General features: G+C 36.5%; 20 protein-coding genes. 6 read left to right on the top strand and 14 right to left on the bottom strand.

Translation table 11 applies throughout. The annotated features are described in order from the left end of the window. Positions 1-26 precede the first annotated feature (26 nt). Positions 27-1,397 (top strand): phosphohexomutase domain-containing protein, encoded by a 1,371-nt coding sequence (locus F991_RS00255; protein ID WP_004667978.1) that lies wholly within the window; start codon positions 27-29, stop codon positions 1,395-1,397. A 60-nt stretch (positions 1,398-1,457) separates the two neighbouring features. On the opposite strand, the gene pgi is transcribed toward F991_RS00255, so the two are convergent. The 13 genes from pgi to tviB all read right to left on the bottom strand — a co-directional run bounded on the left by pgi (position 1,458) and on the right by tviB (position 16,930). Continuing rightward, the gene (gene pgi, locus F991_RS00250; RefSeq protein ID WP_004667976.1) at positions 1,458-3,131 is read right to left on the bottom strand and encodes a glucose-6-phosphate isomerase; all 1,674 of its coding nucleotides are present in this window, start codon (positions 3,129-3,131) and stop codon (positions 1,458-1,460) included. Between the two features lie 2 nt (positions 3,132-3,133). Next, complete coding sequence (locus F991_RS00245) at positions 3,134-4,393, bottom strand: nucleotide sugar dehydrogenase (protein ID WP_004667974.1); 1,260 nt, start codon at positions 4,391-4,393, stop codon at positions 3,134-3,136. A gap of 18 nt (positions 4,394-4,411) precedes the next feature. After that, complete coding sequence (galU, locus tag F991_RS00240; RefSeq protein WP_004667972.1) at positions 4,412-5,287, bottom strand: UTP--glucose-1-phosphate uridylyltransferase GalU; 876 nt, start codon at positions 5,285-5,287, stop codon at positions 4,412-4,414. Positions 5,288-5,300: 13 nt separating this feature from the next. Further along, complete coding sequence (locus F991_RS00235) at positions 5,301-7,175, bottom strand: polysaccharide biosynthesis protein (protein ID WP_004667970.1); 1,875 nt, start codon at positions 7,173-7,175, stop codon at positions 5,301-5,303. 150 nt (positions 7,176-7,325) lie between these two features. Then, positions 7,326-8,501: a DegT/DnrJ/EryC1/StrS family aminotransferase gene (locus F991_RS00230; RefSeq protein ID WP_004667968.1), complete on the bottom strand. Its 1,176-nt coding sequence runs from the start codon at positions 8,499-8,501 to the stop codon at positions 7,326-7,328. A 22-nt stretch (positions 8,502-8,523) separates the two neighbouring features. Next, positions 8,524-9,192 carry an acetyltransferase gene (locus tag F991_RS00225; protein WP_004667966.1) on the bottom strand — a complete coding sequence of 223 codons (669 nt, stop codon included), beginning with the start codon at positions 9,190-9,192 and terminating at the stop codon, positions 8,524-8,526. Next, on the bottom strand, positions 9,182-9,796 hold the full coding sequence (locus F991_RS00220) for a sugar transferase (RefSeq protein ID WP_034595315.1): 615 nt from the start codon (positions 9,794-9,796) through the stop codon (positions 9,182-9,184). The genes F991_RS00225 and F991_RS00220 overlap by 11 nt, the downstream gene beginning before the upstream one ends. Next, the gene (locus F991_RS00215; RefSeq protein WP_004667963.1) at positions 9,793-11,016 is read right to left on the bottom strand and encodes a glycosyltransferase family 4 protein; all 1,224 of its coding nucleotides are present in this window, start codon (positions 11,014-11,016) and stop codon (positions 9,793-9,795) included. The genes F991_RS00220 and F991_RS00215 overlap by 4 nt, the downstream gene beginning before the upstream one ends. Next, entirely contained in the window at positions 11,013-12,077 is a 1,065-nt protein-coding gene (locus F991_RS00210; RefSeq protein WP_004667961.1) for a glycosyltransferase family 4 protein, read from the bottom strand. Before F991_RS00210 ends, F991_RS00215 begins: the two co-directional genes overlap by 4 nt. Before the next feature lie 49 nt (positions 12,078-12,126). Further along, positions 12,127-13,296 carry a hypothetical protein gene (locus F991_RS00205; protein WP_004667959.1) on the bottom strand — a complete coding sequence of 390 codons (1,170 nt, stop codon included), beginning with the start codon at positions 13,294-13,296 and terminating at the stop codon, positions 12,127-12,129. Further along, positions 13,293-14,366 (bottom strand): acyltransferase family protein, encoded by a 1,074-nt coding sequence (locus F991_RS00200; RefSeq protein ID WP_034595313.1) that lies wholly within the window; start codon positions 14,364-14,366, stop codon positions 13,293-13,295. Before F991_RS00200 ends, F991_RS00205 begins: the two co-directional genes overlap by 4 nt. Continuing rightward, positions 14,353-15,648, bottom strand: coding sequence for an oligosaccharide repeat unit polymerase (locus tag F991_RS00195; RefSeq protein WP_004667955.1), 1,296 nt, complete (start codon positions 15,646-15,648; stop codon positions 14,353-14,355). The genes F991_RS00200 and F991_RS00195 overlap by 14 nt, the downstream gene beginning before the upstream one ends. Positions 15,649-15,652: 4 nt before the next feature. Continuing rightward, a complete protein-coding gene (tviB, locus tag F991_RS00190) occupies positions 15,653-16,930 on the bottom strand; it encodes a Vi polysaccharide biosynthesis UDP-N-acetylglucosamine C-6 dehydrogenase TviB (protein WP_004667952.1) in 1,278 nt (425 codons plus the stop codon). A 314-nt stretch (positions 16,931-17,244) separates the two neighbouring features. Between tviB and F991_RS00185 the strand changes: the two genes are divergently transcribed. The 5 genes from F991_RS00185 (at position 17,245) to F991_RS00165 (ending at position 22,634) form a co-directional block, all read left to right on the top strand. Continuing rightward, a complete protein-coding gene (locus tag F991_RS00185) occupies positions 17,245-18,345 on the top strand; it encodes a polysaccharide biosynthesis/export family protein (protein ID WP_004667950.1) in 1,101 nt (366 codons plus the stop codon). After that, positions 18,345-18,773: a low molecular weight protein-tyrosine-phosphatase gene (locus F991_RS00180; RefSeq protein ID WP_004667948.1), complete on the top strand. Its 429-nt coding sequence runs from the start codon at positions 18,345-18,347 to the stop codon at positions 18,771-18,773. Before F991_RS00185 ends, F991_RS00180 begins: the two co-directional genes overlap by 1 nt. A gap of 17 nt (positions 18,774-18,790) precedes the next feature. Next, positions 18,791-20,974 carry a polysaccharide biosynthesis tyrosine autokinase gene (locus F991_RS00175; protein WP_004667946.1) on the top strand — a complete coding sequence of 728 codons (2,184 nt, stop codon included), beginning with the start codon at positions 18,791-18,793 and terminating at the stop codon, positions 20,972-20,974. Between the two features lie 200 nt (positions 20,975-21,174). Continuing rightward, on the top strand, positions 21,175-21,882 hold the full coding sequence (locus F991_RS00170) for a BamJ family beta-barrel-assembly machinery protein (protein WP_004667945.1): 708 nt from the start codon (positions 21,175-21,177) through the stop codon (positions 21,880-21,882). A 59-nt stretch (positions 21,883-21,941) separates the two neighbouring features. After that, positions 21,942-22,634 (top strand): BamJ family beta-barrel-assembly machinery protein, encoded by a 693-nt coding sequence (locus F991_RS00165; RefSeq protein ID WP_004667943.1) that lies wholly within the window; start codon positions 21,942-21,944, stop codon positions 22,632-22,634. 96 nt (positions 22,635-22,730) lie between these two features. Here the strand turns inward: F991_RS00165 and F991_RS00160 are convergent, their stop codons facing one another. Continuing rightward, positions 22,731-23,918: a hypothetical protein gene (locus tag F991_RS00160; RefSeq protein WP_004667940.1), complete on the bottom strand. Its 1,188-nt coding sequence runs from the start codon at positions 23,916-23,918 to the stop codon at positions 22,731-22,733. Positions 23,919-23,958 lie beyond the last annotated feature (40 nt).

The following is a 23,958-nucleotide window of genomic DNA, read 5'->3' as shown; positions in this document are numbered from 1 at the left end:
ATAAACAACAAACAGCGCTTTCAAATATGACACAACTCACTTGCTTTAAAGCCTATGATATTCGTGGCAAACTCGGTACAGAACTCAATGAAGAGATTGCCTATAAGATTGGTCGCGCTTATGGACAAATCTACCAACCGAAAACTGTGGTGATTGGTTGCGACATCCGTTTAAGCAGTGAAGGCTTAAAACAAGCCACTATTCGTGGACTCAATGATGCAGGCATCAATGTGCTTGATTTAGGGATGACAGGGACGGAAGAAGTCTATTTCGGTGCATTCCACCTCGATGTTCAGGGTGGTATTGAAATCACTGCCAGCCATAATCCAATGGATTACAACGGCATGAAATTGGTCCGTGAAAATGCCCGTCCGATTAGTGCGGATACCGGCTTAAAAGAGATTCAAGCATTGGCTGAATCAGGTCAGTTCGTTGAAGTCACACAAAAAGGGACGACAGAAAACTATAACATTCTGCCTGAGTTCATCGAACACCTACTGACCTATATTGACCCACAAAAAATTAAACCACTTAAACTGGTGGTGAATGCCGGTAATGGCGCAGCAGGTCATGTGATTGATGCGATCGAACAGAAGTTCCAACAGCTCAATATTCCAGTGGAATTTATTAAGATTCATCACGAAGCAGATGGCACATTCCCAAATGGCATTCCTAACCCAATCCTGATCGAGAATCGTGACAGCACTCGTGATGCAGTACTTAAACATCAAGCCGATATGGGGATTGCATGGGATGGTGACTTTGACCGTTGCTTCCTATTTGATGAAAAAGGTCAGTTCATAGAAGGCTATTATATTGTTGGCTTATTGGCTCAAGCGTTCCTGATCAAACAATCAGGTGAGAAGATCGTGCATGATCCACGTCTTGTTTGGAACACCTTTGATATTGTAGAGAAATATCAAGGGATTGCGGTACAGTCAAAATCTGGTCATGCCTTTATTAAAGATGTGATGCGTGAACACAATGCCGTTTACGGCGGTGAAATGAGTGCACATCACTATTTCCGTGATTTTGCTTATTGCGATAGCGGGATGATCCCTTGGCTACTCACCGTTGCCCTACTCTCTGAGACAGATCAATCACTTTCGACTCTCGTTGAAAATATGATTGAAAAATTTCCATGTAGCGGTGAAATCAACTTTAAAGTGGCTGATACTCAAACAACAGTACAAAAGATTGTTGATCACTATGCCGATCAAAATCCACAAATTGACCGTACTGATGGGGTAAGTCTTGATTTTGGTGCTTGGCGCTTAAATGTTCGCGCATCGAATACAGAGCCGTTGTTGCGCTTGAATATCGAAAGCCGCGCCGACAAAAACCCTCAACCAATGCAGGTTTATGTCGATGAGTTGACGCGTTTAATTTCAGCTTAGCAAACAAAAGAAGGAAATCTTTTTAGACCAAAAGATTTCCTTCTATAGCACAATCGTATTTTAACTCTCTGTCTTGCCTAATAATACTCTCAATAGACCTTGTGTCGATGCATCAAATACAGATAAATCATCTTGTTCGCGGTTTAAAATTGGCAAAAGCTGATTAGCGATTTCTTTGCCTTTTTCTACACCCCATTGATCAAATGGATTGATATTCCATAGTACAGATTGCACAAAAACTTTATGCTCATAAAGCGCAATCAACATACCCAAGCTATACGGATTCAATTCTTTTAATAAAATGGTCGAACTTGGCTGATTGCCTTCGTATTGCTTATATGCGGGCAAATCTCTGAGTTCATCTGCTGCGAGTGCCTGATTACCAAATGCCAATAAACGAGATTGGGCTAAACAATTTGATAATGCGAGATGGTGCTGTTCAACCAATGCCTCGGCACTTTCGACATAGGTAAATTGATTAGCATTGTACCGTTTAACAGGTGCAATAAAATCACAGCTTACCGAGTGGGTTCCCTGATGTAACAATTGATAAAATGCATGCTGCGCGTTTGGACCCACTTCACCCCATACAATTGGACAAGTTGCCGTCTCTACTTTTTCGCCATTACGTTGGACGGACTTACCATTGGACTCCATTTCCAATTGTTGCAAATAAGAGGCAAAATATTTAAGTCGCCCGTCGTAAGGCAAGACCGCATGGGTCTGAATATCGAGAAAGTTATTATTCCACACACCTAACAAGCCCATTAATACGGGAATATTTTGAGCAAATGGTGCAGTTTGGAAATGTTGGTCAATCGCATAAGCACCCGATAAAAGTTGCTTAAACCCATCCACACCAATCATTAATGCGATGGGTAAACCAATACATGACCACAGTGAATAACGGCCGCCCACCCAATCCCACAATAACAATTGCTTATCAGGAGCGATTCCCCATTCCGTCATTTTTTCGGCTTTGGTTGAAACCCCAATAAAATGATTGGTCAGAATTTTGGTATCTGTGCCCAAGGATTTTTCTAACCATTGACGTACCGTTTCGGCATTCGAAAGCGTATCAATCGTACCAAAAGATTTTGACGAAATAATAAATAAAGTCGTTTCAGGACGTAGCTGATGGAGTAATGCCGAAAGCTGACTACCATCCATGGTTGAAACAAAATGAACATCCAAGGGTTTTGCGGTCTTGACCTTAAAATCTGACAGTGCATGCGTCACCATCAATGGACCCAGATCAGATCCGCCCACCCCAATATTCACCACATCCTGAATCACTTCACCTGTTGCACCACGATATTGTCCAGTATGAATCTTTTCCACCAAGGCATACATGTGCTCGAGTTGTGCTTGGACATGCTGATTAACAGTAGAAAAATCTGGACTGGTTTTAGGTAGCCTTAAGGCCCAATGCATCGCAGCACGATGCTCAGTGAAGTTAATCTGCGCTGATGAAAATAGTTTTTTGATCCATTGCGTTAAATCTTGGCTGTGCGCTAAATCTACCAATCCATCTAAAATAGGCTGATCAATCCGGTGTTTACTAAAATCTAAAACAATTTGATCGTATTCCACTGAGAACTTGTTAAAGCGTGATGCATCCGCAGCAAATAATTGATTCAGGTGCATGTCTTTAAATTGTTCTTTCAAACGAGATAAGTGTTCCAATACAGTACGCTGATCTTTGACTGGAAACGGATGCATAGGATTCACCATAATTAACGCCCCACGCCCATATATGCAAAGCCTTGTGCTTTCACATACTGTGGGTCATATATATTACGTCCATCTAACACCAACGGATGTGTCATACACTGTGCCAATCGCTTAAAATCAGGGCTCCAATATTGTTTCCACGCCGTCAAGACGCATAAACCATGTACATTTTGAACAGCCTCATATTGATCATCACATAAGATAAGGTCATCACGCTGACCATACATCGTACTAATTTCTTCTAAGGCTTGCGGATCATGTAACTGAACAGTTACCCCCTGCGCCCAGAGTGCAGCCAACATTTGATGAATCGGGGACTGTTGAATACTCGAGGTATTCTCTTTAAAAGAAGCTCCCCAAATGGCAACTGTTTTGCCTTGTAAATCACCGTGGTAATAATTCCAAAATTTACGGAATAGGATTTCTTTCTGCTGCTCGTTGATCTCCCAAACTTGAGCAAGCAATTGGCTTTTAACACCGGTATTGGCCACAGTATTTGAAAGCGTCAAAATATCATGTGAAAAGTTCTCACCACCAAAACCAGCACCAGGCGCTAAATAAGCCGTACCAATCCGATTATCCGCAGCCATGCCCTGACGGACTGAGGCAATATCAATACCCAACTTTTCTGCCACAACCGCAAGATCATTGATATAACTAATCCGTGTCGCCAACATGCCAGAAATACTCAGCTTAGTGAATTCTGCATCTAAAACAGGCATGAATAAATAATGCTGTTCTAATGGAAAAAAGGGCCGTAATAGTTCTTTCACTTTTGCTTGTACATCAACTTGCATACACCCAACGATCAACTGCTTCGCCTGCGTTAAGCTCTGTAAAGCATTGCCTTCCTGCATAGTATCAGGCAAATAGACCCAGTCATCATCTGACAATATCTGTTGAAATTTTTCAGTGCCATGCAGGCCAAAGGTTGAAGCATTGATCATCAATTTAGGATGGATGATTGGACGTTGTCTTAACGATTGCAAAAGTTGAAAAACTTGTGCTTCTTGCGTCTGATTAAAGCTAAACAAATAGACATCAATATCTAAAGGGATGCTATCCAAATCACGATAGTTGAGAAAACCACTGCTCTGTTGTTTTTCCAACAACCGACTGACATTTTCATCATGAAATGAATATTGCAGATCATCTGTTACAGCATTGGGATGTGAACACCAATAAACACTGTGCCCTGATTCAGACAATAAAGCGGACATCACCCCTGCATATAAGGTATTGCCAAAGATTGCAACTTTCATAACCATTTGCCCTAAAAACTATAGGGCTAATTCTTGAATTAAGCCCTTAAAATCTGCGCCCAATTTAGGATGCTCAATACCGTAATGTAATACCGCTTTTAGATATCCAAGCTTACTACCGCAATCAAAAGTCTGACCTTTCATCCGATAAGCTTCAACAGCTTGCGTTTTTTGCAATGCTGCGATGGCATCTGTGAGCTGAATTTCATTTCCAGCTCCGCGTGGGGTATTTTCCAATAATTGCATAATTTGAGCTGGCAGAATATAACGGCCAACCACAGATAAATTTGAAGGCGCTGTTCCTACCGCAGGTTTTTCAACAATACCCTGCATGACAATACTTTCACCTTCATTCGGTGCAACCGTTACATCCACAATACCATATTGATCGACTAAATGATCAGGAACTGCCTCAACCATGATTTGTGCAGCCTGAGACTGCCCATAACGTTGAATCATGAGTGATAAATCATTTTCAGAAACAGTGTTCTTCACCAACACATCTGGTAATAACACCGCAAAAGCATCGTCACCAACAATATCTTTGGCACACAATACCGCATGACCCAAGCCTAAAGGTTGAGGCTGGCGCACACTAATCACACTGACATGTTTCGGTAAAATCTCAGTAATTTCTTTGAGTAAATCAAATTTCTTTTTTTGCTCTAAGGTTGTTTCAAGCTCAAAATTACGATCAAAGTAATTCTCAATCGAAGCCTTTGAAGAGTGAGTCACCAAAATAATCTGTTCAATGCCTGCCTCGACCGCTTCACGAACCACATATTCAATCGCAGGGCGATCCACAACGGTGACCATTTCCTTTGGAATTGACTTGCTCGCTGGTAAAAACCGTGTACCTAAACCCGCAACAGGTAAGATTGCTTTTTTGATCATGTTATTTCTCAATTTAGTTAACTCGAACGTCACCGCTACGTTTATACCCATCGACATAATGTTCAAGCTGCATTAAAGCCCAATCCACATCATGGTCAACTGCTGTCATTTGATTTATTTTAGCAAAGATCGCTTGTATCTCTTGTAAAGGATAATGCTTTTCAAATGAACGTAAGATCCGAGTATGTTGCGTATATTCAGTATTATCCTGATCGATCAGTAGTTCTTCATAGAGCTTTTCGCCTGGGCGTAAACCACTATATGCGATTTCAATATCACCCTCAGTCGAACCAAGCTCGCGAACTTTTAGACCACTCAACTTGATCATTTGACGTGCCAAATCTTGAATTCGAACAGGCTCTCCCATATCCAACAAGAATACGTCACCACCTGATCCTAAGGCTCCTGCTTGAATCACAAGCTGCGATGCTTCAGGAATGGTCATAAAATAACGCGTCACGTCTGGATGAGTCACGGTAATCGGACCACCCACTGCGATTTGTTGTTTAAACAAAGGAACCACTGAACCAGAAGAACCTAAGACATTACCAAAACGAACAATACTAATTTGAGTGTTGGGTTTGGTTTCAGCAACCGCTTGGCAGTATAACTCTGCCATACGCTTAGATGCCCCCATGACATTAGTCGGTCGAACAGCTTTATCGGTTGAAATCAGAACAAATGTCTCAACACCTTTTTCTACGGCTGCATTCAAACTATTCGCCGTACCAATCGCATTATTTTTTAAACCTGCAATCGGATTACATTCAACCAAAGGTACATGTTTATAAGCAGCGGCATGATAGACCGTTTGTACCTGATATTGTTCAATAATTCGTTCTAATTTTTGTTGATCTTGTACCGTACCCAAAATCGATACAATCTCACAGTTTGCAGTTAAACGTAATTCTTTATCAATACTATATAGAGCAAATTCGGTTAACTCATATAAAACCAATAGTTTCGGTTGATTCTTAATAATTTGACGACACAACTCTGAACCAATCGATCCACCTGCACCCGTGACCATCACCACTTTATTTTGAATGTTTTTGACCAAAAGATGGGCAATAGGCGGAATAGGATCACGCCCAAGTAAATCAATAATATCAACTTCTTGAATATCGGAGACTCTGATTTCTCCATCGACTAACTGGGTCAAGCCTGGTAATTCAGTAATCTTTAGACCAGAAGACTCGAATTGTTGAATAATTTCAGTTTTTCGTACTCGACCTACAGAAGGCAGTGCAAGTAAAATTTCATCAATATGTTCTTTTTCAAACCGTTGTAAGGCTTTTTCAACAGAGTAAACGTTTAAACCGCCAACGATTTGACCTTGTAACGAACCATAATCATCAATAAAAAAGATCGGAAGATGGTCATCTGAGCGATGTAATGCTGCTGCAATTTGCTGTCCTGCATCGCCTGCACCATAAATTGCAATCCGCTTACGCCCAAGTTCTGAATAAAATGAAACTTTGACCACAAAACGAATAAACGCTCGACTCATCCAAACCCATGTAAACATCATAAAACCGAACATAAATGGGATAGACATCGGAATATGTGCTTTGGTGATATATGTTAGTGCATATAAACCTAGCATGGTCAAAAAAACAGCCAATGCGAGTTTGAAGATAAAAACTTCATTAAAGGTTCGGACAATAAAACGATAGACACCTGTAAGGGCAAGACAACAAATCGCAATCAAACTAACCAGCAAAGATCCATGATCAATGCCTGAAACAACATCTGCTTTCAAATCAAATAAACGAATGGCGTAACACAACCACAAAATGACAGGAAAAGCTAAAATATCTAAAATAACAAGGAAAAACTGTTTATACAGCCTTGGTGCTGAGGCAAATTGATGAATAATCTTTTTCACAATGATCTTCTAATCATCCCACATTCAGTTTGATCTTTATACGCACTTCTGATGTAACTGAAAATAACTTTTACACATCAAATACGCAATACTTAAAATAGCAGGATACAGGTCTCATATCCCACCATGTTCTATTAATTAGTCGCTGATTTAACCAGCCATAGCGACTTGTACTTTTTGAATAGCGTCCACAGTTTTTATCAAACTTTCTTCACTCAAATTCGGATGAACCAGAAACATTAAACTTGTTTCACCGAGTTGCTTCGCATTTTTCAACCGTTCAGCGGGTCGCCAAGGCGTGTTATCAAAAGCATGCTCTAAATAAACCTCCGAACATGAGCCACTAAAACATGGCACTTGCTGGGCATTGATTTCTTGCATCACGCGATCACGCGACCATCCTTCTGGTAGGGCATCCAAATTTATCTGTACATAACATTTATAGTACGCGTGTACATAGTTATCTGCCGGACGATGTACCGTGAAGTACGGAGAGCTTTCAAATGCCTTTAATATTTTCTCTGCATTTTGGGTTCTATTTTTAGTCCATTCAAGCATTCGTGTTAGTTGAATTCGACCAATCACGGCTTGCATTTCCATCATACGCCAGTTGGTTCCAAATGAATCATGTAACCAACGGAAACCTGGTGGGTGCTGTTTGTTATAAATACTGTCAAAACTTTTACCATGATCTTTATAAGACCACATTTTCTTCCAAAGACGCTCATCATTGGTGGTGACCATACCGCCTTCACCACCTGTAGTCATAATTTTATCCTGGCAAAAAGACCAAGCTGCAATATGACCAATTGATCCAGCGGGTTTAGCATTATATTGCGCACCATGTGCTTGAGCGCAGTCTTCGATGACGTATAAACCTTTTTCTTCAGCAAGCTGCATGATTGGGTCCATATCACACATCCAACCTGCCAAGTGCACACAAATAATGGCTTTGGTCTTCGGTGTCAAAACCGCTTCGATGGTCCGTCTAGAAATATTTTGAGAATCTAATTCAACATCAGCAAATATTGGATTTGCCCCTGCTGTCACGATTGAACTCGCTGAAGCAAGAAAAGTGCGTGAAGTCACGATCACATCATCACCAGCACCGATATCCAAAGCTTTGAGCGCAACATCTAATGCCACCGTTCCATTCGCCAATGCTACAGCATGTTGTGTTCCTGAAAAGGTGGCAAACTCTTTCTCAAACTCACGGCATTCTTGCCCTGTCCAATAGTTCACTTTGTTTGAAAGTAATACTCTCGATACGGCATCGGCTTCTTGTTGAGTAAAACTCGGCCATGGTTCAAATGCTGTGTTTAACATATTTATATTCCCAATTCGTTCACTACAAAGTCTGTTTTTTCTCTAAAATCCGTGCAGGATTTCCTACGACAGTCACGCCAGGCGGAACACTCTTGGTCACCACTGCACCCATACCCACAATTGCACCTTTACCAATCACCAAAGGCTTATCAGGTGTTCCCTGTTTAATCACCGCACCAGTACCAATATATGCATGATCTTCAATATGAATATTGCCATTACACTTTACACCTGGCGCAAAAGTAACATAGTCACCAATGATGCAGTCATGCTCGACATAACTGTATAAATTTGCATGAAAGCATTTACCGATTTTTATGTTTGATGTAATTGAAACAAAAGGGCTTAATGCTGCTCCTTCGCCGATTTCAATATTGTCCATCATCACACTATTATCCGCTTGTACTGTCCATAATTTGATACCATCAATGGATAGCTGATTTGCAATTTTTTCACGAATTTGACTATTCGCAATCGCAATCAGTACATGTTTATCAGTAGCATCCAAATTTTTAAAAGTTTGATAATTTATGGCTATATGGCCATTAACCGTCTGAGAATCTTCTAGGCTATCATCGATAAAATAAAGATCAGCCTGAACTCCCAAACGCTGTAATTGCTGACGAGCGACAGGCATTAAGCTTCGTCCACACCCCGAAGCTCCATAAACAGCATAAATATTAGCGTTCATTCTGCTTGTCCGGTGTTGAACCTGTAAATTTGGTCATCGTCGCTTCGCCTGCCTCGTTGATACCATCTTTGGCAATGACTTTTTTTACGGTCTTCAACATGATTTTAAAATCTAGCCATACAGACTGATTTTCAACATACCATGTATCAAGTTTAAATTTTTCTTCCCAACCTATTGCATTACGTCCATTGACTTGAGCATGTCCAGTCATACCAGGGCGTAAATTATGGCGTTTCGCTTGTTCTTTATTATAAAGAGGTAAATATTCCATCAATAAAGGACGAGGACCAACTATACTCATATCACCTTTAATCACATTCCACAGCTCAGGCATTTCATCCAAACTGCTAGAACGTAACATTTTACCAAATGGAGTCAAACGCTCATTATCAGGTAATGGATTGCCGTGTGCATCAACTGCATCCTTCATCGTGCGAAACTTGATCATTTCGAACGGCTTCCCATGTAAACCTGGGCGTACTTGGCGAAATAACACAGGCGAACCTAAATTCTTTTTTACTTTATAAGCGACATAAAAATATAAAGGTGAGAGTAGAATCAGCGCAGATGAAGCAATGATGATATCTAGTAAACGTTTCATCAATTTACAACCTTTTCTTTACAGTTTTCTCTTAATACAATTTCTAATTGTTTTGCCAAGCGGTCGCGAGAGAAATCATTTAAGGCAAGCACTTTTGCATTCCTACAAAAAGTATCATATTTATGTTTATCATTTAATAAAGACTCTAGTTCATCCACAATCTGTGCGGTAGTCATTTTCCAAGCAACTATCCCACACTGCTTATGTTCGATAATATCTTTTTGCCATCCACCATAATTTATTAAAATGGGTTTAGATGCCGCTAAAGCATCAAAAAATTTGTTCGCTGAATTTGCTCGGATAGCAGGAATGTCTATAGCGAAGCTCGATGCTATCGCAGCATATTTAAGAAAAAATGGTATTTCATTTTTAGGTACTTGTTTACGAATAAACAGTGTCTCATTCAATACTCCTGAATTTTGAGCATCTCTGTAAATTTTGTCATATTCTAATCCATCACCAATCAGTAAAATACAAATATCAGATTTTCGACTTTTCAACTCTTTCGCTAATTGAACAGCAACTCCGACATCATTTACCATTCCAAAGGTACCTGTATAGATTAATACCTTGCCTTTTGGCAACCATGTATTCTCCTTTTTAAATTGCTCAAAAGCAGCCTCTTCTACATCAAATAAAGCATTATCGGAGCTATTCGGGATAACCGTTATTTTATCTAATGGAAACCCCGTTTTTACTACACCTTCTTTCATTCCTGAAGATAGAGTTACCACATGGCTAGAATTTTTGTATGCCCATTTTTCTAACTTTTTAGCCAAGAAAATTTGATATGGCTTATTTAGAATACCCATAGCAATAGGGACTTCAGGCCATAAATCCCTAACTTCAAAGACCATTGGAATTTTCTGTTTTCGTGCACCTAATACAGCAGGAATAGCAACAGTTAATGGTGTACTAGTAGCAAAAATTACATCAGCTTCAATTGATGATACTTTTTTCATTGCTGCATAGGCAAAGCGAAAAAAAGCTTGTATACGCTGCTTAAAAGACATTTTATTATTATATGGATTTGGAAACCAATGAACTTTAATCCCTTCAACATCCTCATTAAACCATTCCTGTTCCTCAGTTTCTCTTACCCATGAGGTCACCATATGAACTTCGTGCCCAGCAATAACTAACCGCTTTGCCATCTCATATGATCTCGTACCACCAGACATATTAGGTGTGTTAAAGTATTGATGTAAATAAATTACTTTCATTTTTTACATACTCTTATGTATTGATCTGCAATTTTATCCCAATTGAAACTTGAATTGAGATTTTGATAGAATTTAGTATCATTACTTTTTCTCTCGAAATTAGCAATTAAGTACTCAATAGCATTAGAAATCTCATTTAAATCATAAGGATCAACTGCTTTGATAAAATCCTCATCAAATATACCATCAATACCTTGCCCCTTTGAGTGTATAACTGAACAGCCCTGCATCAGAGCCTCAATATATACTAATCCAAAAGTTTCAAAATATGATGGCATAATAAAAATTTTAGATTTCTGATACAATTCCTTCAACACAACAAGGTCATTTATTCTACCGCAAACAGTAACAAAACCAGGTATCTGTTTATTTTTTAAAATTTTTTTCAAATCAGATTCATCCCCACCCACTAGAATTAATTTTAGTTCAGGATTCCTTTTTAAACAATTTTCCACAGCCGAAATAATAAACTTAATATTCTTATTTTCATTAAAAGCTCCAACAAATATTAGAGTATCAGATCTACTATTATTAAGAAAACCACCAGAATTCTCCAACCAAAACCTATTCACACCATTACAAATAAAATTTATATTATCGGACATACAATATAAATGTGGATACTTAGTTTCAAAATCACTCATATATTTTTTGTTTACAAAAATTAGACCTTCAGACCTTTTTATTAATATTTTCATTAGCCAATGATAGTGCTTTAGCCTAGGGATAAATATATTAATATCAGTATTTCTTAAAACCAAAACATATGGCGTCTTAAATATTAACGAGTTAAGAAATGCCACCATACCATCCGACCAAAAATTATGGGCTATAATTAAATCACAATTTCTCCACCCTTTTTTTAATAGAAACCCAAAAAAAACTAAAAAAATTTTAAATATTGGAAAGAATCTAAAAAAATTAAATCTATAGTTAAAATATTCAAAAACAACATTATCACTCCTAAAAGAGTTCACATTATAATCTTGACTTCTTCTAATTGGAATATATATTAATTGTTTAATATAATCCTTTTTACACATGGAACTAATCAGCTCCATATGAACTCTAGATGACACGTAATTATTACATATATGCGTAATTCTCATATTACAAATACCCTTTTTGTATAATACGCTTATGTAAAACATACATGTATGATATATATACAAATAAAGAAAATAGACTATAAAAATGTATTGAATCTATATTCTCAAATTTTAACATTAGCGCTAACAACGAAACAAAAAACAAACATGCTTGGAATTTCAAATTTAAATGCTGCCATTTAAATATATATGTAATACTAGAAATAGTATTATAAATCGCTCTAACATAAACTAAAAAAACTAAAAAGACTGAATATAGAAAAATACCATCAATGTAAAAAGAATCTAAAAGATAAAAAAACAAAAATGTAAAAGACAACAAAAGTAAAAATGGGAATAACATTTTCTTATAGAGACTTTTAAAGAAAGAATATGTGTCTGTAATTTTATTTTTCTTCTGAAACTCTTCTGCTGCATACTGTCTTATTACCGTTGATATACTTTGGGCAATCATCAAAGTAGGAACACCAAATATTTTCAATATTAAAAAATAGTTAGCAGAATTAGAAATATTACCATTAAAATAAAAATATATTGTTGGCAAATAAATATACAAAGAATTAAATATACTTGAAAAAAAATCAGACAGAACATATTTAAAATTATATTTAAAATCCAGAAAACCCTCAAAAAAATATTTTTTTACAAAAATATTAATATCAAAAGCTACAAATAATGATGTAAAAAAATACGAAAAAGAGATAAATAAAAATAATATCTTGATCTCCAAGGAAAAAAAACATACAGCAACAACTGATAGTAGCTCTAAAATAGCTCTAAAAATTTTAACTTTGTTATAATAAATCTCTTTATTTTCTCTAACCAAATAATTATAACTTAAATTAAACAACCCGATAGATAAACCACAAAAAATACAAATCGCATAAAAAGATTGGTTAAAAAACAACAAACATAAAGTACCCAACCCTCCAACCAACAAAGCCATATTAAAAGCATATGTATACAATTTTTTATAGTTTTTTATGGAAAAAAATAAATTTTCTAAACGGCCAGTTATAAAAATAGAGCTTATAGCTGAAATTGAAAAAAATAAACCATAAGCAGCAAAATCGTTTTCACTAAAACTTAGATAAATTAGAGGAATTATTAATATGCCCATAATTTGAACTAGAAAGGTAGTCTTAAAAACTCTTTTTAAAGTTTTCTTCATTGATATTTCAAACCATAAATACTGCACAAAAATCTATTTCTCTTCATTACTTCATAAGTTAAAAAAGATAAAAGATATGTACATGAAACAACACAAAAAAAATAAACAACATCATTAAGTATATATCCATCAAATATAAAACCAAATGCAATAAGGTAGGGTACATGGAAAATATAAACAACGATTGATGAGTTAACTAAATATCTAATTACATTTCCATAGATTTTCAAATCATAGAAAACCAGAAAAAGACCAACTGATGCAACTAAAGAAGTTAAAACCTCAACTGATCTTGAAAAGAAAATTTGATATATATTCAATGGTTCAACTTCTAATGCATAATAATTTAAGTATGCTGATGACGCCACACACAAAACTATTGCAGAGATTATATATGTTTTTCTTGTGAAGAATACATGAATACTATTTCTCCTACTATACAATAACCAACCTATTAAGAAAAAAACCCCAAAATAAAGAGTATTGAACAAAAAATAATTAAAGGCTTGAAAAACAAATGTATCAGTTGGGAAAAATCTAACGAATATAAATCTAATAAAAAGTAATGCCATTAATAGAATAAAGGAGCAAAAAAATACTACTTTAAAATCTTTGTTAATTATTTTTAAATAAAATCTAGATACAAAAAAAATTAAGGATATTATAAAAAGAGTTAAAAGAAACCAAAAATGCATTATTATATTATTTAACGTTACTTCTCCTTCACGATATATATAGTATATCAGCATAAAAGAGAGAGTTGATACCGTCAAACAAGAAAACACTAATGGTTTTAGCACTCGCTGCTTTCTATTTTCAAGAAAGTTATTTTTACCCCTCTTATCACAAAGTAGAAGACTAAAAAACCCAGCTAAAAGGAAAAATGTTTCCATTCTAAAAAAATGTGTAAAATAAATTAAATGGTAAATATAAACATTTTCATGAAAATAACTATGATATCTCCATTCATCATATGGACTCGTCATAGATACATAATGAATGAGAACTCCCACCAACATCAATATAGCTCGCAGAAAATCTAACCCGTAAAAATAACTATTTTCTTTCATGCTTATTACATATTAAAAAATATAGAAAAATCAAAAATAAACCATGTGTGACTAGTACAGTAATGAATGCGCTATTTACCAATGCCCACGTAGGTAATATTATTAAAGCGAGAAAACGTCTATCTCCCACTTTAAACAGATAAATAGAATCTAATACTTTATAAAACAATACAACCAGCGTTGTAAATAAAATACCACCAAAAAAACCAAAATCAGCATAACCAGATATAATATAATTAACATTAGCTGACATGTCTGCCCTACCAAAATAATAATCTCCAATTATAAATGGCGGGGTTACATCATATGGGTATATCACCAAGCTTTTCAAAATAGAATAGCCCAAATAGGTATTATCATTGTTACTAAAGAATTCATAAAAAAATATACTCAGTATTCCTGGTACATGCATTGCCCTTCTTACAAAGGCATTAATTAAAATATCTAAATCAATAAATTTATAAAGCACTGTTGAGAACAACAAGCAAATAAAGTATAAATTAAATAATATAAAAAATGAAACTTTATTAACTTTATTAAAAAGAAAGAAGGATATCACGACCAACCCATAACCTAGCATAATACTTTTATGCCCTGATACAGAAAAAAGTAACAATGTCAAAACAAATGATAATAGCACTATTAATCTATTGTTATTGATTAGACCGTATAAAAGAATTAATGGTGTAAAAAATCTCACTAACCAAGTAAATGCATATACAACAATAGATGGATATCCTGAGTTTTGTTCCCTATAGTCACTTCTTAAGTCATAAACTCCTGTAACGTCTTCTAATTTTAGAATATTATTTATATCTGGCCTATAATATAAAAAAACCAAAATATATAATAAAGCACTAACAAGAAATACTATAGAATTTGTTGTTCTTTTTGTAAGTGAATAGAAATACATTTTTCTAGTATTTATTCTATTAAAAAAAATCAATACCAGAATATTGATAATTAAATAAAGAGAATACTCAAAAAAATATATATCTGCTTTATTTAAAGCTATATAACCAACATTTATAGCCGGAAGAAATACAAAGAAGTAACTAAAAACCAAAAGGATATCTGAGGGCTTTTCAATATACTTTGGCAATAAAAAAACAAATAAGCTTGAAAGAAAGCTTAAAACAATCGAATAATGAAAACTATAACTTTCATTAAACTGCATACCAAAATATGAATATTTAGGATAAATGTAGTCCTGGTACAAATATACCAAGACCAAATTATAAACAAATACAAGAAAAAAATATATTATCTTTGAATTAGCCATTTAACTACAATCTAATATCTACACTATCTTTATTTAACAAGTATTTCAAATCATAAATAACACCATTTGTATGCGTCAATGCCTTAATATTAGTATCTCCCATATTTATAAACTGATTATGTCGTACTGCAATAATTACTGCGTCATATTTATTGTTCACTAAAGTTGTTACAGGCCGCAATCCATATTCATTAACAACCTCTTCTTCATCTACCCATGGATCATATATATCAATATCTAATTCATATTCCTTTAGGGCATTTACCATATCAACAATCTTAGTATTCCTAATATCTGGACAGTTTTCTTTAAAGCTCAATCCCATAACTAAAATTCTTGAGCCCACAACTTGAATGCGCTTTTTAACCATTTCCTTAATAAGTTGAGTGGCAACATATTCACCCATGCGGTCATTTAAGCGCCGGGCTGCTAAAATTATTTCAGGATGTAAGCCTAGGGCTTGTGCTTTATGTGTTAAGTAATAAGGGTCGACACCAATACAATGCCCGCCTACTAACCCTGGACGGAATGGTAAGAAGTTCCATTTTGTCCCAGCAGCTTCAAGTACTGCTTCAGTATCAATACCCATCTTGTTGAAGATCACAGCCAATTCATTGATCAATGCGATATTGACATCACGCTGCGTGTTTTCAATCACTTTCGCCGCTTCAGCCACCTTGATACTTGGTGCTTTATGTGTTCCAGCCTCGATAACTAAGTTATAAACTTGATCAACAAACTCAGCCACGTCTGGGGTAGAGCCAGAAGTGATTTTTAAAATATTGGTGACACGATGCAACTTGTCGCCTGGATTGATTCGCTCAGGGCTATAACCTGCATAGAAGTCATGATTAAACTTTAGACCAGACACTTGTTCTAACACCGGAATACAGGTTTCTTCGGTCGCACCTGGATAAACAGTAGACTCATAGACCACAATATCGCCGCGTTTAAGCACTTTACCGATACTAGTTGAAGCTTTAATTAAAGGTGTTAAATCAGGTTGTTTATAATCATCAATCGGTGTAGGCACGGTGACAATAAAAAAATTACAGTCTTTTAAATCATCTAGATTTGCCGTATAGGTTAAAAGCTCTGCTTGTTTTAGTTCTTCAGACGACACTTCCAAAGTATGATCATGCCCGCTCTTAAGTTCATCTACACGTTTTTGATGGATATCAAAACCTACAACTGGAACTTTTTTTCCAAACTCGACGGCCAGCGGTAACCCGACATAGCCTAAACCAATAATTGCTATTTTTAATTCGGCAAGTGTTAGCATAAATAAAGCCTTATTCCTTACAATTTTCGCTGTGCATATAACAGTCATGAATATTTGCGCGTACTATATCAGAATATTTATAACAGCCACATTTCAATTGTATGAATGTGTTAACGAGCTGTGTGCTGGTTCACATTTTAGTCGAGAGTCTACTTATATAGATTTCTTTTTAGAAATACTAAACATACAAAGCCAAGACATTTATCTATGCTTTTTTACTCCTTTTCAGCTAGAATTGGACAAATTCTGGGCCTCAAGACTAATCCGTTTTTGGCAACTGATATTAATTAGATATAAATAATCAAGGGTCGTGTGTGAAGTACTATCAACTTTTTTCTATTCTTACCATTAGTATCGCTGCTACAAGTTGTGCTGTTACCTCTGGTTTGCAAACGCATGACATTCCAACAGAAGGGGTCTATACCACTGATCTTGGGACAACCGTTAATGTCATTAAAATTGACCAAGAAAATATGTCGGCAGTACAACCAGCGCAAGTCGATTACAAACACGACTACATCGCCTTATTTCAAAACCAACAGACTGCCTATCGTTTAAGTGCTGGTGATGTACTCTCTATTCAGCTCTGGGCATACCCAGAAATTACTCCACCGACCACAACGGTCAACAACGAGCAAGCTGTTCAGGCGTTGGGCTATCCAATTGATGCGAGCGGTTATATTCAACTGCCTTTAGTTGGACGCTATAAAGCCGCTGGAAAGAGTTTGACTCAACTCAATACCGAGCTACGTGGCCAGTTTGCGCGGTATGTAAAAACGCCTGATGTTATTGTTCGTGTCTTGTCATACCAAGGACAGCGCTATTCGGTACAGGGTAGTGTACTTAGAGGTGGACAATTCTATTTAAATGATCAGCCGACCAGTATTTATACAGCACTAGGTATGGCAGGTGGTATCAATGATAAAGGTGCAAATACCTATATCCAGTTGATCCGCAATGGTCAAACCCATGACCTCAACACCATTGAGCTTGAAAAAGCTGGCTATTCATTACACAAACTTTTGGTTCAACCTAATGACACCATTTATGTCAGTACCAAAGAAAACCAAAAAATCTATGTTATGGGTGAATCTGGTAAAAACCAAGCCTTGCCAATGCGTGATCAAGGGATGACCTTAAGTGATGCCTTAGGTGAAAGTTTAGGAATTAACCCGAACTCTGCCAGCGCTAGCCGAATCTATGTACTGAGAAGCAATCCCAATGACCATAGTACCGCGCTCTATCATATGAACTTGATGAGCTTGGGTGATTTTGGCTTGGCTAACCAGTTTAGGTTGCGTAGCAATGATATTGTGTATGTCGATGCAACAGGTTTGACACGTTGGCAACGTATCGTCAATCAAGTCATTCCTTTTTCTAATGCGTTATATAATATTGATCGTTTGGGCAACTAATGCAGATTAAAAATATCTTAATTGTTTGTGTTGGAAATATCTGTCGCAGTCCAATGGCAGAGTATTTGCTCAAACAAGCTCACCCTCAACTCTATATTGAGTCTGCGGGTATCTCTGGATTAACTGGCCATCCGGCAGATGAAAAAGCTAAACACTGTATGCACGCACTCAATATTGATATGAGTGCGCATATCGCCAAAAAACTCACGGCTGAACATCTTAAAAAAGCGGATTTGGTATTGGTGATGAGCCAAAATCAGCAAAAACATATTGAGCAGACCTGGCCCTTTGCTAAAGGTAAAGTCTTCCGCCTCGGACATTGGCAAAATAAAAATGTGTCTGATCCCTATCAACACGACCAAGCTTTTTTTGATAGCACATGCGAGCTGATTCAGCAGTGTGTGGCTGATTGGAAAAATTACATTTAACTTTTAGATTTAAGATTATGAGCCAAAATACCAATACTGAAGATACAATTGACCTAAAAGAACTTTTCTTCTCCTTGCTCGCGCAATGGAAGCTTATCGCGTTATGCGTCATTCTGAGTCTTGTATGTGCATTATTGTATCTGCGCACGACACCAAATACATATGCTGTTGATGCCCTAGTACAGGTTGAAAGCAGCAAAGGTGCTTCTGCCGCACTATTAGGTGATCTTTCACAAATGGTGGATCAAAAGTCCCCTGCTCAATCCGAGATCGAAATTTTAAAATCACGCTTAGTATTGGGTTCAGTGATTGAAGCATTGCGCCTTGATCTCAGTATTTCCAGTGCTGAAGATACCTTTGCTCAGCGTTTATTGGGTAAACCAAGCTATGCCACGGAATACACACCAAAAGCTGTTATTTTCCGAGACGGACAAAAAACCTTTGAGATACGTCAGTTTGATGTCCCTCTTGCTTTTTTGGATAAAACCTTAAACGTAGGGTTTAAATCAGGTCAATTCCAACTAATCGACACAAAAACTGATGAAATTGTATTAAATGCACCTTTAAATCAGATCAATCAACTGTCAAATCGATATGGTGCATGGAACGTTAGTATTTTCTCAAAAGATCAATTCAATAGCGATTATTTAATCCGTAAGCGATCTTTACCTACAGCAGTTAACGCCATTAGTGCAAATTATTCCGTGGCTGAAAAAGGAAAGTTGACAGGTATATTAGGGCTTAGTTATCAAGGCCAAGACAAAGAACACATCACCAAAGTACTCAATGCAATCCTATCTGCCTATAGCGCACAAAATGTAGCACGTAAATCAGCAGAAACAGCTCAAACCCTTAAATTCCTTGATGAGCAACTCCCAGAGTTAAAGCAGCAACTCGATGTTGCTGAAAGAGAATTCAATAAATTCCGTCAAAAATATAATACCGTTGATGTCAACAAAGAATCCGAGTTATACTTGACGCAAAGTATTACTTTAGAAACGAAAAAAATTGAATTACAACAGCAGCAAGCAGATATCTCTTCCAAATATACAGCGGAACACCCAGCAATGCGTGAGATTAATGCTCAGATTGCAGCATTAGATAAAAAGATTGGTGAGCTTAATAACACCTTAAAGCAATTGCCTGATTTGCAAAGACAATATTTACAGTTATACCGTGAAGTTGAGGTTAAAACGCAACTCTATACAGCACTTTTAAACTCTTACCAACAGTTAAGAATCGCAAAAGCAGGTGAAATCGGTAATGTTCGTATAGTCGATACTGCAGTTGAGCCAGTCGAACCAATTAAACCAAAAAAACTTCAAATCCTTATTCTTGCTGTTTTCCTAGGTGGCTTCCTTGGTACTTTAATTGCCCTACTACGCAATATGTTACGTACGGGAATTAAGGATTCAAGCCAAATTGAGCGCGAGCTTGATCTACCTGTCTATGCAACTGTTCCCCGCTCTCCTGTCCAAGAAACTCGTATGAGTATTCTGAAGAAGAAGAAGAGTATTCCTATTCTTGCGGTTAAAAACAGTGATGATATTGCGATTGAAAGCTTACGTAGTATTCGTACCGCGATCCATTTTGCACTAAGTAATGCAAAAAATAATATTATTATGATCGCAGGCCCATCACCTGAAGTTGGTAAATCTTTTATTTCTACCAACCTTGCAACCATCTTTGCCCAAAGCAATAAAAAGGTTTTATTGATTGATGCGGATCTACGTCGTGGTTATTTGCATAAGTATTTTAATTTAGACGTAAAACCAGGATTATCTGAGTTGCTGAGTAGCCAAGCTGAGCTAGGTCAAGTGATTCATGAAACGGAAGTCGCTGGTTTAAGTATGATTACTCGAGGGAAAAACCCAACCAATCCATCTGAGATTTTAGGTTCTGAGCAGTTTAAAGCTTTACTCGAAAAACTCAGTTCCGAATATGACCATATCATTATTGATACGCCACCTATTTTGGCAGTGACTGATGGGATTATCATTTCGCAATATGTCGGCGTCAATTTGTTGGTTGCTCGTTATGCTAAATCACAAATGAAAGAGCTTGAACTCAGCTTAAATCGCTTTGAGCAGGCTGGCGTTAAAGTGAATGGCTTTATTCTTAATGATATCCAACGTGCAAGTGCTGGATATGGCTATGGCTATAACTATGCTTATGCTTATAAAGCACACAAAGATGATTAATTAAGCTGCAAACATGAGCAAAAAAGCCAGATCGTATGATCTGGCTTTTTTATACTTATTTTGAAAATATAAGAAAACTGAATAAACATAAACCCTATAAAAAATACACGCATTTTTCAGATCAGTTATTCAATGCTGAAGCGTAGACATGCTAAGATCAGTGCCATATTTTTTACTAAAATCTCACCTTTGGACATCTCATGAGTAAAGCTTTACCTGTTATTGTCGCAGCCGTTTTAGGCGGAGCAGCCCTTATACCGATTTATTATGCAACTCAGCACCCTACCACTGAACTTGGCGCAAAAGCAGACAAAAATGCAGGGCCAGGCGCAAAAATCAGTTATGCTTTAGGTTATGAAGTTGCGAAACAAACGCCACCAGAATTAGAAACAGCTGCTTTCATCACTGGTTTCCGCGATGGCCATGCAGAAAAACCTGCTGCCTACACCGAGGAAGAACTACAAGCTGCTTATGTAGAATTCCAAAAAGAATTACAGCAAAAACAAATCGAAGCAACCCAGAAAGCAGAAGCAACAGGTAACTCCTTCTTAGCTGAAAATGCAAAAAAAGAAGGCGTGAAAACCACAGCCTCAGGGTTGCAATATAAAATTATTACAGCAGGAACAGGTAAACAACCAACGGCTGCGTCTGTGGTCAAAGTTCATTATAAAGGTCAATTGACCGATGGCACTGTGTTTGATAGTTCATATGATCGTGGTGAACCAATCGAGTTCCCGCTCAATCAAGTCATACCTGGCTGGACTGAAGGCTTACAATTAATGAAAGAAGGCGGTAAGGCAACACTTTATATTCCTGCCAACTTAGGTTACGGCGAACAAGGTGTGCCTGGTTCTATTCCACCGAATAGTACTCTAGTTTTTGATGTCGAACTCATCGCAGTAAAATAACAGATATAGGGAGAGCATGTGCTCTCCCTTATTTTTGCAAAAGCACTTTGGAAGAAATAATGAAAAAATTAAGTCTTATTTTAATGACATCCTTGATGGGTACTGCTTATGCAGCACCGATTACTTTAAAAAGCCCACAACAAGAGCAGTTGGGTTATAGTTACGGTTATTTAATGGGTAAAGGCAATGCCAATACCTTGAAGGATTTGGATATTAATGCATTCGTGCAAGGCTTGAAAGAAGCGACACAGGGAAAAGCAGCATCTTTGACTGATGAAGACATGGCAAATGTGCTTAATCAATATAAAAAACGTATAGAAGCAAAGCAACTGGTTGAATTTCAAGAGATCGCTCAAAAGAATGATCAAACAGGAAAAGCCTTTCTCGCTGAAAATACGAAAAAGGCCAATATTGTAACCACCAGATCAGGTTTACAGTACCAAGTCCTTCAAGCGGGAAAAGGTAAATCACCGAGAGCGAGCTCTACGGTTAAAGTCAATTATGAAGGGCGTTTACTTGATGGGACCGTGTTTGATAGTTCGATCGCACGCAACCATCCTGTCGAGTTTCAACTGAATCAAGTCATCGCAGGTTGGACTGAAGGCGTTCAAACCATGAAGGTAGGCGGTAAAAGCCGTTTCTTTATCCCAGCCAATCTAGCTTATGGTGAGGTGGGTGCTGGTGATGGAATTGGTCCAAATAGCACCCTGATTTTCGATATTGAATTATTGGGAATTTCATCTGAAAAATAACCATATCACCTTAAAAAGTATCTTTCAGATTAGATATTTATACTCCAAAATGAAAGATACTTTTTATATTAAAATCAAAAACCCAATAAGTTTCAGTTATAATTTTGATGCCATATAAGAATTATATATTCGCACACAATTATGAAATTTTCTATAATTAATAATTCGCTTTTTTTGTTTTGTTTCTTCTATAATATTTTGGCATAAACCGTTTTCATCTTTTTCTCGAAGCATTCGATAATATTTATAGTAAAGACTGCTAACTTCTTTATTTTCTAAGAACCCCCACCACCCTATACTAAATGAGCCCGTCAGTTCATACGGACCATACCCATTATTTTTTCCTAAAGTAGGATACTCCCATCTATAAATCCCATTTCTACCATCCATATAATTTGTTAAATATATTTTATTATTCCTAATAAGAACAACCTTCTCCAAAAATTGTCTAGTAAGTCCTTTTCTATAATTTTTATACAAATCAAAATTAGGGCTATTAATAGGATAAGAGTTTTGTAATGATAAAAGAACTTTAGGAATTCTAAAAAAATGAGAAGAATCTGCAACCATATTAACTAATGGGCGTTTTTCCTTAACTAATTTATTTTCATATCCAGCATAAGCATGATCTTTATAATCATCATAGTTACCTTTATCAAATAACCAGCGCCCATCCTCAAAATTGCTTCTCTGTTTAAATACTTCGAGTGCATACTCATTTATTTCTTTTAACACAGAATCTTTAGGATAGATGTTTGTTAAATTAGCAGCAATTCCAAAACTAAAGAACTCTTCATCAATAATAATTCTTTTATACCCAACATCTTTGTTCGCCTGCAGCTTCCATGAAATTCTTTCTTTCATATTATTAAAAGGTTCTCGCCCCCATTGCCATGCAGGAATATCATTCCAAATCCCCCTAACTTGTATAAGTAAATAGTCAGCTAATTCTTTATTTTCATTTAAACCCACATACTCACTTAAAAAATATAAATATTGTAACCCGCTTAGTCGCTCCTCTTTCTTTCTTATATTTAACTCATTTTTTCCCACCTTCAAAAATCGACTCACATTTGATTCAAAATCTTTTTTCAAGGGCTGGTTATTATGTTTGTAAGCGTAGTGCAAAGGTACCATTAATGCATGTGACGCATTATATCTTTCATTTGTATTCCAAGTATCAAGAGAGAGATATGCTTCTGCTCCTAATATCAATGGATCTTGAGCATAAACTTGTCTACTTAGTATCAATATTATATATAAAAAAACTATTCGTATAATCACTGTTATTTCCTTACATACTATTTAAATACTAAGAGACATT

This window comes from Acinetobacter sp. CIP-A165, from assembly GCF_000367985.1.
GTDB lineage: Bacteria > Pseudomonadota > Gammaproteobacteria > Pseudomonadales > Moraxellaceae > Acinetobacter.
The sequence above is the reverse complement of the archived record's forward strand: the minus strand, read 5'-3'. Positions and strand labels throughout refer to the sequence as shown.

Coding starts and splice junctions, on each gene's coding strand:
- F991_RS00255 (WP_004667978.1), top strand. CDS start 27: ATGACACAACTCACTTGCTTTAAAGCCTATGATATTCGTGGCAAACTC.
- pgi (WP_004667976.1), bottom strand. CDS start 3,131: ATGGTGAATCCTATGCATCCGTTTCCAGTCAAAGATCAGCGTACTGTA.
- F991_RS00245 (WP_004667974.1), bottom strand. CDS start 4,393: ATGAAAGTTGCAATCTTTGGCAATACCTTATATGCAGGGGTGATGTCC.
- galU (WP_004667972.1), bottom strand. CDS start 5,287: ATGATCAAAAAAGCAATCTTACCTGTTGCGGGTTTAGGTACACGGTTT.
- F991_RS00230 (WP_004667968.1), bottom strand. CDS start 8,501: ATGTTAAACACAGCATTTGAACCATGGCCGAGTTTTACTCAACAAGAA.
- F991_RS00225 (WP_004667966.1), bottom strand. CDS start 9,192: ATGAACGCTAATATTTATGCTGTTTATGGAGCTTCGGGGTGTGGACGA.
- F991_RS00215 (WP_004667963.1), bottom strand. CDS start 11,016: ATGAAAGTAATTTATTTACATCAATACTTTAACACACCTAATATGTCT.
- F991_RS00210 (WP_004667961.1), bottom strand. CDS start 12,077: ATGGAGCTGATTAGTTCCATGTGTAAAAAGGATTATATTAAACAATTA.
- F991_RS00205 (WP_004667959.1), bottom strand. CDS start 13,296: ATGAAGAAAACTTTAAAAAGAGTTTTTAAGACTACCTTTCTAGTTCAA.
- F991_RS00200 (WP_034595313.1), bottom strand. CDS start 14,366: ATGAAAGAAAATAGTTATTTTTACGGGTTAGATTTTCTGCGAGCTATA.
- F991_RS00195 (WP_004667955.1), bottom strand. CDS start 15,648: ATGGCTAATTCAAAGATAATATATTTTTTTCTTGTATTTGTTTATAAT.
- tviB (WP_004667952.1), bottom strand. CDS start 16,930: ATGCTAACACTTGCCGAATTAAAAATAGCAATTATTGGTTTAGGCTAT.
- F991_RS00180 (WP_004667948.1), top strand. CDS start 18,345: ATGCAGATTAAAAATATCTTAATTGTTTGTGTTGGAAATATCTGTCGC.
- F991_RS00175 (WP_004667946.1), top strand. CDS start 18,791: ATGAGCCAAAATACCAATACTGAAGATACAATTGACCTAAAAGAACTT.
- F991_RS00170 (WP_004667945.1), top strand. CDS start 21,175: ATGAGTAAAGCTTTACCTGTTATTGTCGCAGCCGTTTTAGGCGGAGCA.
- F991_RS00165 (WP_004667943.1), top strand. CDS start 21,942: ATGAAAAAATTAAGTCTTATTTTAATGACATCCTTGATGGGTACTGCT.